Annotated in this window: 8 protein-coding genes; 3 read left to right on the top strand and 5 right to left on the bottom strand. The window is 47.4% G+C overall.

Annotated features, from left to right (window positions below; translation table 11 throughout):
* Nucleotides 1–131 precede the first annotated feature (131 nt).
* Complete coding sequence (locus VFG09_10910; protein HET6515660.1) at nt 132–2,189, bottom strand: tetratricopeptide repeat protein; 2,058 nt, start codon at nt 2,187–2,189, stop codon at nt 132–134.
* Between the two features lie 230 nt (nt 2,190–2,419).
* Between VFG09_10910 and VFG09_10905 the strand changes: the two genes are divergently transcribed.
* Nucleotides 2,420–4,297: a tetratricopeptide repeat protein gene (locus VFG09_10905; GenBank protein HET6515659.1), complete on the top strand. Its 1,878-nt coding sequence runs from the start codon at nt 2,420–2,422 to the stop codon at nt 4,295–4,297.
* 191 nt (nt 4,298–4,488) lie between these two features.
* Here the strand turns inward: VFG09_10905 and VFG09_10900 are convergent, their stop codons facing one another.
* The 3 genes from VFG09_10900 to VFG09_10890 all read right to left on the bottom strand — a co-directional run bounded on the left by VFG09_10900 (nt 4,489) and on the right by VFG09_10890 (nt 11,919).
* Nucleotides 4,489–6,351, bottom strand: a complete 1,863-nt coding sequence (locus VFG09_10900; protein HET6515658.1) for a tetratricopeptide repeat protein — start codon at nt 6,349–6,351, stop codon at nt 4,489–4,491.
* A 1,057-nt stretch (nt 6,352–7,408) separates the two neighbouring features.
* On the bottom strand, nt 7,409–9,394 hold the full coding sequence (locus VFG09_10895) for a tetratricopeptide repeat protein (GenBank protein HET6515657.1): 1,986 nt from the start codon (nt 9,392–9,394) through the stop codon (nt 7,409–7,411).
* A 305-nt stretch (nt 9,395–9,699) separates the two neighbouring features.
* On the bottom strand, nt 9,700–11,919 hold the full coding sequence (locus tag VFG09_10890) for a PDZ domain-containing protein (GenBank protein ID HET6515656.1): 2,220 nt from the start codon (nt 11,917–11,919) through the stop codon (nt 9,700–9,702).
* Between the two features lie 557 nt (nt 11,920–12,476).
* On the opposite strand from VFG09_10890, the gene VFG09_10885 reads away from it, so the two are divergent.
* Together VFG09_10885 and VFG09_10880 are read left to right on the top strand one after the other, a co-directional pair.
* Nucleotides 12,477–13,016 carry a hypothetical protein gene (locus VFG09_10885; protein HET6515655.1) on the top strand — a complete coding sequence of 180 codons (540 nt, stop codon included), beginning with the start codon at nt 12,477–12,479 and terminating at the stop codon, nt 13,014–13,016.
* Between the two features lie 191 nt (nt 13,017–13,207).
* Entirely contained in the window at nt 13,208–15,301 is a 2,094-nt protein-coding gene (locus VFG09_10880) for a tetratricopeptide repeat protein (GenBank protein HET6515654.1), read from the top strand.
* An 82-nt stretch (nt 15,302–15,383) separates the two neighbouring features.
* Here VFG09_10880 and VFG09_10875 read toward each other — a convergent pair.
* Nucleotides 15,384–16,055 (bottom strand): glycosyltransferase family 2 protein (locus VFG09_10875; GenBank protein ID HET6515653.1); only part of this gene is annotated, 672 nt, incomplete at its 5' end.

Genomic DNA, 16,055 nt, shown 5'->3' with positions numbered 1-16,055 from the left:
CGCAAAGTTCTTTACACGTCATTCCCGAGGTAGACCTTGATCTTTGATTCAATAGCTCACGGAACAAGGACAGCAACCAAACAAATCCCATGGCTCTTGCGGTAGACGCCGTCTATAGTGGCAAACATCTGTCATTTTTCCTGAGGCTTCGTCATCATCATTCTTGCCTTCTGCAAGGCGTTGCATGCATCTGCGTCACCAAGACTGCAACCCTTTGCAAAATCGGCAAGGGCAAGCGCTATCGCACCTGTTTTGAAATAGGCGTCTCCCCGTGAGAAATAAACGATAGCATAATTCTCATTCAAGAGGATCGTCTTGCTAAAGTCCTCTATAGCCATCGTATATTGATTGATGGACGCATAGGATATCCCACGGTTGTTATATGTAGCCGGATTGTTAGGCTCAAGTGCAATGGCTTCAGTTAAGGCTGCAATGGACCTTTCATACATACCTGCTTTCCCATAGAGCAACCCCAGGTTATTGAGTATCAGGGGATCCCCTCCCTTCAATCTCACCGCCCTTTGCAAGTCCTCAATAGCTTCATTCAGCCTGCCGACTTTATCATATGTCAAAGCGCGATTGTAATAGGCCCTGTAATCATCTGGCTTCAGCGTGACCGCTTTGTCATAGCTCTGGACAGCCTTGTCGAATTGACCCAACTTATAAAATATCGTACCCCGGTTGTTATAGGCCAGATAGTCATATTTATCCAGTGCGATTGCCTTCTCATAGTTTTCCAGTGCACCACTAAGCCGACCCATTTTTTGATAAACTAAACCAAGATTGGTATACGCAATCGAAGCCCTCCCAGGTTCCTTTTCGACAACATAACTCCACACCGAGAGGCCGTTTTCCCAAATATGTATCTGCCGAATTGTCAAGAATGACAGGCAACCGAATATCACAACTCCCGTACAAAGAAAGAAAATCCCCACTATTAATGCGGGCCGTTGTCGGTTGATCATCATCCTATTGTAAACCCATGAGGCTCCCAGGCCGACGATCAGGAAAGGCGCGAGGCTGGGCAGATAAGTATACCTGTCCGCCATCGATTGACTTCCCACCTGGACGATGCCAATCACAGGAAGCAGGGTGATGGCATAATAACCCAAAGCAGCTAGCCATACTTTTTGCTTGCTGGAGATCATGGCACAAGCGAACGTTATCCCGACAACCAAGGCAATGGCGAGCAGACTTTTCACAGAGAAGAGTGCAACGCCCTTCGGATAGGGATAGTAGGGAATCAACTCTATCGGCACGATCATCTTCTCAATATAGGCGACTAACGACTGGACCGCAATCAGCAACCGCGACGACAAGGGAACAACACGAATCTCTATAATTGCCCCCCCTGCCCTCTGTGCCAGGATAGTAAGGGCCGAAGATATCAGGCTGAATGCGAAAAAGGGAATTTTCTCCACAAATGCCGCTAGCGCTGCCTTGCCGGGGTGCAGTCTGCTTAACGGATACCAGTCGAGAATGAGCAGAACTATGGGCAGGCTCACTGCCATCGGTTTGCTCATCAGTGCAAGGACAAAAATAGATAGGGAAAGGAAATACCATTTTCTCCCCACCCAGCCATCCTCCCTCCAAAAGGGGAAGAAACCTGCCTCCCCGCACTTCAGGTGAGGCGATAGTGGTGAAGGAGACACATACCTCAAATGCGCCAGTATGCTGAGCAAAAAAAACAAGGCGCAGAGGAGGTCCTTCCGTTCGGCAATCCACGCCACTGACTCTACGTGTATGGGATGAAGACCAAATAATAAGCCTGTCACTCCAGCGGTTATCAGCATTCCAGCCTCATTCAGCGTCGCCCCCTTCTGCCCGCTCGGGACCGTTCCCTTTGCAAATTCCTGTAGTCTCATGATGAGCACGACCACTAGAAAGACATTGACTGCATGGAGGATATTATTGCTGACGTGATGTCCCAGAGGATTCAATCCCCAGATAGCGTAGTCTAAAGCATGGGATATCCAAGTGAGGGGATGCCAGTTGCTGGAGTAAAAGTCAAAAAAAGCCCACTTAAAAAATGCTGGACTGATGGAGCGAATGAACGGATTATCTAAAACATATTCACCATCATCCCATTCCGCAATGAAATCATTGTGTAGAGACCCCAGATATACTAGGAACGTGATGACGCCAACAAGTCCCGCCAGAGAATATGTGCGCTTATTTGTTTGTCTCATCGTACCCCGAAAAGGAGTTCCAGGAGATCGACACACCAGGTGAAAGGCTATCACCATGATGGCAGGACTGTCAAGTGAAGGTGAGACCGGCTTTGACCATGAGTTTGGCGACATGCATGTCTTGCTGTGCCCGGTCAAAGTGCTGTCAATATAGGCATATTCCATGAGAAAACAATAAATGGTTACAGAAATAGTTTGATGCTCCATACGCACTTTGATATCATTGGATTATGCTTTCATTTCCGCCGAAGCGGTCGGGCGTGATTAGTATCGCCCATAAGAACATAGCTGTGCATATGGCGCTCTGCATTGTCCTGGTCGGTGCCACCTTCGCTGTGTATGCCGACACGCTCGGCCATAGTTTCCTTTCGAATTGGGACGACAGCCTCTATGTTGTCGAAAATGAAGCAATACGAGGAATAACCTGGGGTAACTTAAAAGATGCATTTACGCGGTTTTACATAGGCAATTACGCACCCATTCATATCATCTCCTATATGCTTGACTACGAGGCGTGGGGATTGAATCCCCGCGGTTTTATTCTTTCCAATGTGGTCATGCATGCTGCCAATGGCCTGCTATTCTATGCGCTGCTTATGCGGCTACATCGGAACAAGGCCCTAGCGTTCCTTGCAGCCTTTATCTTCCTCTTTCACCCCGTCCAGGTGGAATCCGTCGCTTGGATATCGGAACGAAAAAATCTACTCGCCATGTTTTTTTGCCTGGCGTCATTTCATTGTCATATCTCCTACCGGACGATGCCTGAGCCGCGGCGCATGCGCTTTTATGTGTGCTCGGTTGTTGCCTTTGTGCTCGCTGTGCTCTCAAAATCGGTATCTGTCATTCTGCCGCTGGTTTTCATACTCTACGACCTCTGCTATCTTAAGGGGTCGCGCCAAGTCCGATGGCTGACCGACAAGATTCCCTTTCTGCTTGTAGCGAGTGCCACGGTCCTCATTGCCCTCAAAAGCCAACTGCCGGAACATGAGGGGGGGAGAATCTCCTATTCCATCGAAGGTCCCCTCGGCATCTTCTATACCATGCTCACGGTCCTCACGCGGTACTTCAAGCTGATTTTTTGGCCCAGGGGGCTGAGTGCTGTGTATATGCCCCCTATGAAGGTGCACATGGACGCCTCCGTCGGGTTTTCTGCCCTCTTTGCTGCTGTTCTTTGTGCCGTAGGGTGCTTCCTCTATAGGAAAAGAACACAGTTCTGTTTCTGGTACGCACTTTTTTTTACGGCCCTCCTGCCGGTCTCTCAAATTGTCTCTCTGGTAACGCTGATAAATGATCGTTATCTGTATTTCCCAATGCTCGGGGCGGCTGCATGTTACGGACTGCTGGCATTTCCCAGGGATCTTACCGCGCTGGATCTTCGCATGAGGGTCGTTGCGGCAGCACTTTGCCTCATCGTACTGCCTCTGCCCTATCTTTCATGGCAGAGGACATCGGTTTGGAGCAATGACCTGTCGCTGTGGAAGGACGTGACGACCAAGACACCGACCTCCCCGCTCGCCTGGAACGGTCTTGGCATGGCATATATCGACGCTGGGCGGCCGATAGAAGCAGCGGACGCCCTTCTGAAGGCGTTGTCGATTGACCCTGATTACGAACTTGCCCTGAACAATTTGGGCGCCCTTTACAACAGCACGGGTAAAATAGCCGAAGCGAGGCCCTTTCTGCTGAAGGCAGTGGAGTTGTTTCCCTATAAAATGAATGCTCTTCTGAACCTGGGAATTAACTATTACCTTTCCCACGAGTTCGAAAAGGCAGAACAAACATTTCAAAAAGCATTGGCGCTGAATCCCCAGTCGCCTCAGGCGTTGTCCGGACTGGGAGACGTCTACAGCGAGATGAACAAGCTCGATATGGCAAAGAGATATTATGGAATGGCCATACTCGCAGGCGGAGACGCTGCATACCTCGAATATGCGCTTGCTGGTGTAGATGCACGAGGCGGTCATCCACAGGAGGCTCTGGTCCACCTGGAGAGCGCGCTTCAGATGGGATACAATGACCTTCGGAACATCAGGGAAAATCCGGCCCTCGACAGCCTCCGGGGACTCCGCGAATTCAATATCCTTGTGCGCAGATATTTCGCCCAATAGATCGAATATATTTTGATTGTTCTTGTCTGAATAAGTTTAGCATAGAGCGAATCATGAGACATGAAGGGAAACACTTCAAGAAAAGTGTCGTCAGTTTACCTGATCCTTACTCTTTCCAGTGCTTCAGCCTGCTCTACCAACGTATATCTCCTGCCGTCGTCAATCCAGGAGATCCGATGTCCGCTCCTGTCCTAATTATTGGTCGATGCGGCCGCTTTCTTGACGCAGTTCGTCAGGTTGTTTCGGGCCTTCACATTTTGGGGGTTAAGCCGCAACGCTAGGTTATATTCGCGAATCGCCGCATCGAACTGTCCGCTCTGACAATAAGCAATTCCCAGGTTGTTATGAGCCTCATCGTAGTCAGGAATCAGTCTCACGGTGACTTGGTATTCTTGGACAGCCTCCGGGACCCTGCCCTGCTCCAGGTAAACGTTCCCCAGGTTGTAGTGGACTATGGCGTCTCCGGGCGCGAGCCTGAGCACAGTGCTGTACTCCTCGACTGCCTGGTCGTAGGCTTTCATCTTTTTGTATAACATGCCCAAATTGTTGTGTAGCTTGGGGTCATTGGGTTCCAGCGCGAGAGCAGTCATTAGCTCGCGTTTGGCATCCTCCAGATACCCCTCAAACGCATAATACATCCCTAAATTCTGATGCGGCCGAACTCTTAAGGGACTCTTGCGGGCCGCATCTTCCCAGAGGGATATTTCGCTCGCCCATACCTTGTTCCTCGCATGAGTTGCCAACGAGAACATAAGGACAATAACTCCACACAGACCATATAGCAATAATGAACGTAGAGTTTGGGGTCGAGATATTCTCCGTGCTGCGACCCCCCCTATAGAGACAGTGGCTAAAATAACGCCGACCGAAGGAAGATAGAGTCGATACTCGGCTGCCAGTTCACCCATAGGGACGATGCTTGATTCAACAGACATCGTAATAAAAAACCAGATGATGCCGAACGACGCAAGTCTTAATTCGGGATATGCCTTTTCCCTATTGGACGCCCTATAGAGAAAGACCCCCAGGAAGAATAACGTCAACAGGGCAACGAACGAGACAAATACCGGCGGTGTGAAGAGAGAATGGTAGATCATGACGTCGTGGTCCACATTCTGGTTGATGGGGAAGAAGAGCAGCCGCAAGTAAAATATGATCACCCGGAACTGAGTCAAGAGATAGTCGGTTCTCGTAATGTTGGACACATTGGCAGCGGTGATGGTCCTCATGGTGCTTTCAAGCGTGGTCATAGAGCCCTGCTGGATGAAAACCAGCGAGGGGATAATCGCGAGGGTGACAGCAAACGGTGCCAGTATCTTAAGTCTATTCCTTATCCTTCCCGTAAAAAAAGTAATCTCGTATAATGCGATGACGAACGGCAACGTGACGGTGAACTCCTTGGTCAACATAGCTGCGACAGTGGAGAGCAAGGAAGTAGTATAAAGCACAGAACGTTTATGACCGGAGGAGGAAAGCCTACTGGCAATGTACAGAAACAGGGCAAGAAGGCCTAAACAGGCGGCCAGTGAAGCGAAGCGCTGAGTTAGGTAGGTCACAGCCTGTGTCTGGACAGGATGGCTGACGAACAGCAACGCGGAAGCCGCGGCGATGGCACCGCAGAGCCGCGTGCTATTCCATCCGGCCACGGCACCGAAATAATCGGTCTTTGAGGTAGCTTTGACGATCCAGAAAACCAGCATTGCGCTGACGATGTGGATTAATAGGTTAACAAGATGATAACCAACCACGTTGAGACCATTAAGCCTGTAGTTCATGGCAAATGAGGCATATGCTATTATACGTGTCATGAACGCATACCGGAGGCTAACCGGGAATGCCTCGGGTGAGCCCTGGGTGAGCGTCGCAACGTCGGCAGGGGCTAAGATGTAGTGAAATGTCTTGATGGCTGGGTTATTAACGATATAGCCATCGTCGTCGAACTGGAATGGAACGGTAAAACTGTTGGAGTAGGAAAGCAGGCCAACTAGAGCAATCATCACTGGGATGAGATAGTTCTTATAATCCAGATTGGTGGGCTGTTCCGGTTCTTTCATACTAATCTCGTGGCTCCCGGGGTCACGGCAAGAGATTATGCTTGAGTACAGGCCTGATGTGGGGCGACAACCGGTAGTTTCATATCTATTATCACTATAGCATATGCGATTGTTTTGCTAAACCCCACAGCAGGGTTGACAAAGGTCGCCAATTAACCGACGCCATACCACCTGTCCAGTGAATACTGACAGAATAGGAGGATTTCTATGACTATGGAAGACCCCCATTCAGCTCTGAATGAACAAACACCCTATGAAAGGTTCAGGGAGAAGAGAAGTGCTGTCTTCCGTGTGAACACACTCTCTGTAGTCTAATGACCTGTTGAAGCTGATATGAAATTGTGTTATAAAATAATCATGGATATAAGTAATGCTGTAACTGTGACTATGAAAAGGATCTTCCGGGTGTCTTCCATTCCTGTATTAGTTCTCCTCTTGGCTAATTCAGCATCTTCTCAGGCGATCAATTGCCTTGATTGCCATAAAGACCTGACAGAAGGTCGAGTAGTGCATGCAGCAGTTCAGATGGGATGTGAAAGCTGTCATGCTGGAGTCGATGCATCCGCAATTCCCCATAAGTTTACCGGGAAAAAGGGACTTAAAGAAGAAGCCCCGAAGCTCTGTTACCAGTGTCACTCGAAAGATGAGTTTACAAAAAAGAGCCAGCATGCTCCCGTTGCGGGCGGGATGTGCCTTAGCTGTCATGTCCCTCACTCAGGACCAAATAATTCTCTCCTTACGAAAGAGCCGTCTCAACTTTGCAGGCAATGCCATGAGGACATCTTTACGAAGCCCCATTTGATGGTGGGTTCTCCTCCCCATGCGCATCCCCTGACAGGGCTCAAAGACCGTCAAAGGAAAGGGAAACCATTTAATTGTTTGAGCTGCCATGTGCCTCACTCCTCTGAGTGGGGAAAATTATTTCGCTATGAAGCTCAGAATACAGACGGCCTCTGCAAACATTGTCACGAGTTTCTGCAGTGATTCCTGATAAGGGAAGCCATCCTGCTAAATTTCTTAATTATCTGAAGATGGCTCTCGTGTAGCGAGTCCAACGCTACTGGGTTGTTTTCAATGCTCCACAAGCTTTTTCGTCACCGAATTCGCACGCCTTTTGGTAATCCGCGATAGCCGACATCTTATCGCCTCTCCTGAGGTACAGGCTGCCGCGATTGCGATAGGCAATAGCAAGGGTCCGATCCAATGCGATTGCCATATTGAAATCTTCGAGCGCCCGATCGTCCTGCCCGATAAAGAGAAAGGAAAGGCCGCGATTATTGTACAGATCGGCACTGTTCGGCCTCATTGCAATGCACCGGGTAAAATATTCTATGGCCTTGTCAAACAAACGGGCTTTTCCGTATGCCCTAGCCGCAGCGAGATACGAATCATAACGGGAAGGATCCAGGTCTATCGCGACCAGATAGTCCGTGATGGCTTCATTTATCCGGCCCGTCTTCTCGAGAATTACGCCGCGATTGTAATAGGCCTCGTACCTCGGGCCCAGCGCAATGGCCCTGTCCAAGTCCTCAAGGGCACTATTGAGCCTACCCGTTTTTTCAAGGGCGGTGCCCCGACTCATATAGGCGTCGCGAAAATTCGGATCAAGGGCAATTGCAGTGTTATAGTCCTCTATTGCCCTGTCAGGCTGTCCTGTATTCTCAAAGGCCAGTCCGCGATAATAATAGGCGAGCTGAATCCGCTCCGGATGCTGTTCGATGACATAGCTCCATAACCTGATGCTGTTCTGCCAGATGCCCAACTGCCTGATGGTTATGAAGGCCATAGAGAAAATGATGAACAGGGCCAGAACAGCGCCTGCCGGCCTCACCAAAGGATGCTGTTGCGACTCAGAGACTACTTTACGAAAAAACCACGCGGAAACAAGTCCTATGACCAGAAATGGCCCAAGGCTTGGCAGATACGTATAGCGGTCTGCCATTGCCTGCCTGCCCACCTGCACGATACCGATGACAGGGACAAGGGTGATCATGTAATAACCCCACAGGGCCATCCAGACCCTCTGCTTCCGCACCGCGATCGCGCAAAGCGCCGATATCCCTATCACAACCGCTACGGCCAGCAGATATGACCATGATAACAGCGATACGGAAATCGGATATGGATAAAAGGGGCTCAGGTTAAGGGGCCAGACCAATTTCCACAGATAGACTGCAAGAGATTTGACAGCCACAAGCAGCCGCGTAGAGAGAGGCACCGATTCCATCGGGACTATTGCCCCTCCTTGCCTTTGCGCCAAAATCGTCAAGACCGAGGAACCGAGGCTTAGCACAAAGAACGGCAGCTTGCCGACTACCGACTTCAGGAAAGATTCAAGTGATCGAATCTTGCCAAAGGGGTACCAGTCCAGTAGTACCAAAATGGCAGGAAGGCTCACCGCCATCGGCTTGCTCAGCAGGGCAAGCATGAACAATCCGAGTGAAAACAGGTACCGCTTATCCCAAAAGCACAACGAGGCTCTTTTCCGGGAGGTCTTGCCGTTTTCGGAATGCGCAAATCTCGTATAAGCCATAAGACTCAGGATATAAAAAAGAGCGCAGAGGAGGTCCTTCCTCTCAGCGACCCATGCCACTGATTCCACATGCAAGGGATGCAATCCAAACAAAAGGCCTGTCACCCCGGCGACAATGAGCGGTGCCCTCTCATCAGGCCATGACCCGTCCGCGCGTTTCCCTCTTTGTGCCGCATTCATTAACGCTACGACCAGAAATATAACTGCCCAGGTGTTTGCTGCGTGCAGGACAACACTCGTGAGATGATGACCGACCGGATTTAGCCCCGAGATTGCGTAGTCCACGGCATGAGATACCCAGGTTAACGGGTGCCAGTTACTCGCGTAAAAATGGCCGAACGCCCACTTGAGAAAAGACATGTCAAGTGCGCGTATGTGGGGATTCTCGATAACATACTGTGGGTCGTCCCACTCAACGAACTCGTGGCGAAGAGAGGACAAATACACAATGAATGTCACAAGAGAAGCCGAGGCTGCAAGATAGTATTCGACATGGCGTCTTCTTTTCATCGCAAAATTTTAACACATTCAAGCAATGTCTGTTCAAAGACTGCCAGGGTCTACACCGTAGATACTCACGGGCAAGCCCGTGGCACTTATTTCTTTACAAATTGGCCGAATCAGACTCTAGCGGCTTCTGTCCAACAGAAACCGGAAAAATGAAATCGATCTCTCCGTAACTTGTTGAACAGCGACAACACTGTCACCAGGGAAAAAGAGAGACAGGAAACATGGCAAGAACAATTGCTCAGGATCTGCGGCATTGATGCCGCCGCAACATGACGCCTACTCGTTATCCGCAGAAAGTATAAACATTATTCTTTCTTAATCCCAATCTTCATTGACACTGCATTGGTTTCACGTTCTTTAACGATCATTATTCCCATACTGTTTTCATCTTGAGCATATCCCTGTCCTTTGCTGATATACGTGTGTTGATCACTCTCTTGTTGGCCTATAAATATACCGAGACTCCCATTGGTTGCCGCACCTTGTACTAAGGTCCCTCCCGAATAATGGTCATGTCCTCCATCATCCTCGAAAAAACCAACTCCGAAATCATGCCCCATGCCCTGTGCTACACCGACCGATGAATAATAAAAATCATTGCCCTTCTGGTCTATCAGAACGCCAACGGAGGAATGAATCCCTGCACCCTGCGAATAACGCCCTGAGATATACTGGTCGTCTCCGGCCATATCGTTCAAGATGCCCAATCCGTAATAATAGGATGCGCCCTGGGCAAAGTAATCGGCAATATAGGTATCGTCACCTTCTTCATCAATGAGCATTCCTATTCCTCCCGGAACGCCATCTTTGTCTTTCTCAGGCCTTGCTCCCTGCCCGAACCCTTGGCCCATGCTAATGGTCGATTTTAAAGGATCTCGGAAATCCGGTTCTAAGCCCCCTACGTGGTAAAAATCATTGCCGGCTTCATCTATCAAGATACCGACTCCGCCAAAGAGGCCCAACCCCTGCCCCCCACGTGAGCACAGATAACGATCATTTCCCTTCCTGTTCACAATGAGGCCAATACCCATCTGTCCCGTACCCTGGCAAAACTTCCTTGCGGTATAAACTCCGTTTCCCTCGCCATGGTATAAGAATCCGATGCCCCAAAAACCTGCTCCCTGACTTCCATCCAATGAACTAAAAGTCGCATTACCACCGAGATCGATCAGAAAGCCACCACCCAAAACACCAGCTCCCTGAGAAAAATTCTCCTTGCTTAAGTAACGATTGTTCCCTCCCCAATCAATTACTAACGCTAGGGGCATCCCTGGTCTGGTTCCGCCAGCGTTATTGAGGTAGAGATCATCGCCGCCAAGGTCAAGGATTAAAGCTGCGTCCTCGGCGTACACATTAGGCCCCGAGCCACCAACTATCACCTTCCCTATGGGCGTCATGGCCTCATAAAGTATAGTGCCTGGCTTGTTTCCAAACCGCTTAATAATATCTTCTCTTAAAAGCATGAGATTGTCCCGAGTCAAGAAGGAGAGGAAGGAAGAGAACGCATTAAAGAGTTTTGTACGATCCACCTTCATCGAAATCTCTAATATCGTATTCCACTGGGAGTCGTCCCATGAATTTATAGCCTTATTCTGCAATAGAACCTTTTCTTCTGGAGATAGGTTGTTCAATGCCTCTTGGATTCGGTTCTTAGTTTCCTCCATGATCTGAAGTAGTGCAGGGAAACTGACCTCTGCCGGTTTTTCTGGCGGAGGCATATCGATATCAAGGAGAGAGGCAATCTTTTGCATGATATCACCTATATGCCAATTGCCGTCATGAGTATGAAGAGGTGAGACGACTTGTTCCGATAATTCCTTTGCAACCTCTCCGGATAACAAAGGATGTCGCATCATATAGGTCACCTCTTTCAACTGGAGCGGATGAGACTCTTTTTCATACGACAAGCCCGGGTTATGTATGGTGTTGGATCTCACATATAATTCATCACGAATATGGTTAAATATGGGTAGAGCGCTTTGAGTACGTAAGGTATTTTCAAGCATCGAGACTTGGCCAGAGCATTTTTCGATATCAGGGTGTCTAGCTTCCTGTTGTGCATGGGTTGGCGTCTCTTCCAGTGTAACGGTTAGGGAAAGTCTTTGGCCGTCCCGCAAAATATCCAGTTTGATTGGATCCCCTATTTTTTGCTGTTCAATCATTTTCTTAAAGGACATTAGGACATGCTCAGCATCGTTACAGGTGGGAACACCGTTAAACGACTGTATAATATCCTCATTTCTAAGGTCCGCCTTTGAAGCTGGCGTGCCATTAATGACCCCCGCGACCTGTATAAAGATGTTTTCCTTACACCCTTGAACAGATTGTTCTATTTTTTTGAAAGCTAAATAGATTCCAAGGTAAGGTTTCGTCTCCGCAGGTGGAAAGGGTTTTGAAGGCATATAGAGAAGATTGCAATACGAAATTGGCTCTATTGATGAAATGGATTCTGAGGGCAATAGGAACTGTCTATTGCATGAAAGAGCAGAAACAACCAAGAAAATAAAAAAACAACATTTTTTCACTGATTCTTAACTACTCGACCTATCAATCCTGGTCATTTTGCAAAGGTTTTTGATTATCCTGATTTGACTATTATAGCAAAATCCAAAAGCTTTAAGAAAAGAAGCGAATATGCTGGGCCTCTCTATTCTCGCCTGTATACGGGATAATTATACGAAAGCAACATCACTTTTCCTTTGAGCACACAATTGTTTTCCGCTGGTACACTTCACCTCTTCTAAAAACTCGACCTTGTCCCGAAGTTCGTTGAAGAAGTAAAGAGAGCTGGCTGGGAATAACTGGACAGCTACTTAAGTGATAAAGCCCTAAACTAAGAATCAGGGGCAGTCATCGAGTCGTGTCGAGATCGTCCCGTGTCGGGCTTCTAGTGAAGCCGAAAATGGCTGGTAGCCCCCAAAAAGACGGAAAGGAGCTGCGGAATAAGTAAAAGACCCGGGAGGAACGATAGCCCAGCGTTTAAGGCAAGGTAGCAGTGGAGGCACTGAAGGACGGGCAGACACTGGTCAATTGAATTTGAATAATATATAATGACAGTGAAAACAACGGTGGAGATGAGCTTATGAAGAGCAAAGGCAGAATATTTCTTCTAGGCATGCTCATGGTAATTGTAGGCTGTATGGCGACACGTTTTTCCGATGTTTGGGTTGATGAGACCTATCAGAAGGGTCCCATCAATGACATTCTCGTAATGGCAATTTTTCCGTCTCCAGAAAGAGCAATAATGGTTGAAGATGAAATGGCGAGACAATTACGATCGCGTGGGGTGAATACTGTTCAGAGTTATGTAGAGTTCCCCGGGAAACGGCCCAGCGAGGATGAAGTCATGTCACTTCTCGACAGGAGAAAAATGGATGCAGTACTGATAGCGAAATTTATTAAGAGGGAGTACAAGAGCACTGGTAACCCGAATGACCCTTATAGTGCGGCTGGCGCGCAACCGTATGCTGTTATTGAGACCAGTCTGTATGATGTGAAAACCCAAAAAAAGATTTGGTCGGCCTTATCAGAGACGTGGATTGTAGGCATGGACAGTCGCCTGAATAGCTCTTTCGTAAGTAATGTGCTTAAAAAGTTGGCCGATGATAAATTTATCAGGTAACAGCTTAGAAGTGAAATATAGGGTTCCTCTTATTTCTAAGGGTTAACTCGTGGGTGAATGCTCTTCTTCGCCCGAAGGACGCCAAATTCTCTCGGATCTTTGATTCGGCGAATTTGTAAGGGAAAACGCCACGGGCTTGACCGTAGGCATCTACTCTCCGCTGGAGATTCCTTAAGTATTGAGCTGACGGCATGAAAAACTATCCCAAAAATATTACAACCGAAAAAACATTGCTAGTCGTCTCTTTTCTCTTTATTGCTATCGTAGTTTTTTACCGTATTCAGGATGCGGATTTCTTCTGGCATATTGCAAACGGAAAGGTAATGATAGAGCAAGGCCGCATAATAAATGAGGAGATATTTTCCTATACCCGTCCAGGAATAATCTTCTCTAATCATGAATGGCTTTCACAAATACTATTTTATCTGCTTTTTAAGAATGGTGGCGCATTGGCAGTGGTTATCTTCAAAAGTGCGGTGACCGTATTGATAGCCTTTTTTATTTTCAAAACGGCTCGCTTTGCCGGGGCAGGTATCCCGCTTTCTGCCTTATTAATGATGGCTGCAATTCTTGCAGGATTGCCACGATATAGAGAACGTCCTGAGATATTCTCTCTCCTTTTTGTGAGCTTATTGGGATTTATTCTTTATGGTTTTAAGACCGGAAGACTCAAGAGAAAGTATTTATCCATCATCCCCATTATTATGGTGTTATGGGATTTCCTGCACGGAGCTCTTTACGGAGTTATCCTTCTCTCTGCTTTTGTGATCGGTGAGACGGCAAAGAGTATGTTCCCCATTTTTGCGGAGAGCTATACTGGTAGGATAAGTGTCAGAAGTGAGACCGGATACATTAAAACCTTGCTGATAGTTTATCTGGTCAGCCTGACGGCGATGGTTATAAACCCATACGGACTAAGGACCTATGGCATTTTCGTCGAGTTTCTCAGGGCCAATAGGATGGTTTTGAGCACAAATGAATTTGCTCCCCCTGATTTCATTAATTTCCCCATATTTTGGCTTTTTTTCGCTCTAATCACTGGACTGAGCCTGTTCCTTATAAAGAAAGTCGACTTAACCCAAATGTTAATTCTGATTCCCTTTACAGCGCTTTCGCTCAAATACAACCGCGTCACTGTAGTTTTCGCTTTGCTTGCGATCCCTTCGTTGGCTTACTATGCATCTTTGATGAAAGAGCGCGTGAAGAACAAAATCCTCGCTGCATATGGAAGAATATTATGTTATTCAGCCTTATCAATTGCCCTTGTTTATATATTATTGCTAAAATTTGTATTTCCTGTCGGCCCTTTTACCTTTGGATACAAAGTCAATGATCTCTTGCTTCCCGTAGGCGCGACGCGTTTTACCGAGCAGACTGGCCTTAAGGGCAATATGTACAATCCAGGACATTTTGGTGGTTACTTGGCCTATTTCCTTTATCCCGGACGGAGAATTTTCATGTATAACCACCATGTTGTTTTTGGTAATTTTCCGTCCATTATCGAAAACAAGAATTTGCTTGAAGATTACAATATACAATATGCAATATTGGAGCGATATTGGGGCAATAGTCAGTCGTACGGAGCTATCTTTACTCCCAAACTCTGGGTCCCCGTATTTTGGGATAACTCTTCGATAATCGTTGTCAAGAATATTCCTGAAAATTATTCTTTTATCGAAGAATATCGTCTTCGATTTTTCCTGCCAGATATTTCTGAACAGACAATAAAAGCATATGAATCAGATCCCGCGATCTTGCCTGTTTTTATAAAGGAGGTCTCGAGATGCCTCGCTTTCTATAGTAACGACATTCTGGCTGACTATCTGGGCTTCTTGATTATAAAGCACCTAAACATGTTCACTCCTAATGAAGGGATTCCCTTGGTTGAGGAGGCGTTGGAGCACAACTTTGCGAGCGCGTACCTCTGGAGTGCTGATGGTTTGTTTCACTTCGATAAAGCGGATTACCGAAAGGCAGAAAAACTTCTGACCCAATCGGTATCTATAGACCCAACCTTTGCTACCTCTTGGCTTACTCTTTCAAAGATCGCTTTTTCTCAAGGGAGATACAGCCAAGCTGAAACCTGTCTGAAAAATGTGCTGAGGGTCGAAAAAAATTATCCCGATGCGGTATACGGATTAGCAGTCGCTCACCTGAATCTAGGAAAAGTTGATCTGGCTGTCCAGGACTTGAATCATTTCCTCGCTCTCGTTCCTGAAGGTCCCGAGGCAGGACAGGCTCGAGAAATGCTTAGGCATATTCAATCCGCGACGGGTAAGCAATAAAGAGAGACAGTGGAAAATACCTTGTAGCAGGATTGCAGGAGATGCGCCTTCACGTCGTCTACCGCCTGATGGGCAATTTGTATTAACGAAATAAATTGTATTTGAAGATACATCGGAGAGCGGATATTCCGTCTCGCCAACCAATCTTTTTTCCTTCACTATAGGTTCTTCCTGAATATGAAATCCCCACTTCGTAGATTCTCACATTTAATTTAGCAAGTTTCGCCGTAATCTCTGGCTCAAAACCGAACCGATTTTCCTCAATAGTGATCTTTGTATATACGTCACGCGTGAATACCTTATAACATGTCTCCATATCAGTCAGGTTGAGATTCGTGAACACATTGGAAAGAAGCGTCAGAAGCTTGTTGCCTACCATATGCCAGAAAAATAAAACTCTATGCGGCCCCCCTCCGGCAAAACGTGAACCGTAGACAACATCTGCCTTACCTTCAAGAATAGGCTGGATCAGCTTCGGATATTCTTGGGGATCATATTCTAAATCGGCGTCCTGGATGATCAATATATCGCCTTTTGCTTCTCGGAAGCCCGTCCGCAAAGCGGCACCCTTTCCCATGTTCTGTTCATGGAAAAAAAGTCTTGTATCATCGGCTGCCAGCCCCTTGACAATTTCCCTCGTACCATCGGTTGAACAATCATCGACTAAAATAATTTCCTTAGTGATATCTACGGCCCTTATGCGTTCATAGACATCCTTAATAGTTTTCTTTTCATTGAAGACTGGGACAACAAC

It is taken from the genome of Thermodesulfovibrionales bacterium (genome assembly GCA_035686305.1).
GTDB lineage: Bacteria > Nitrospirota > Thermodesulfovibrionia > Thermodesulfovibrionales > UBA9159 > DASRZP01.
The sequence above is the reverse complement of the archived record's forward strand: the minus strand, read 5'-3'. Positions and strand labels throughout refer to the sequence as shown.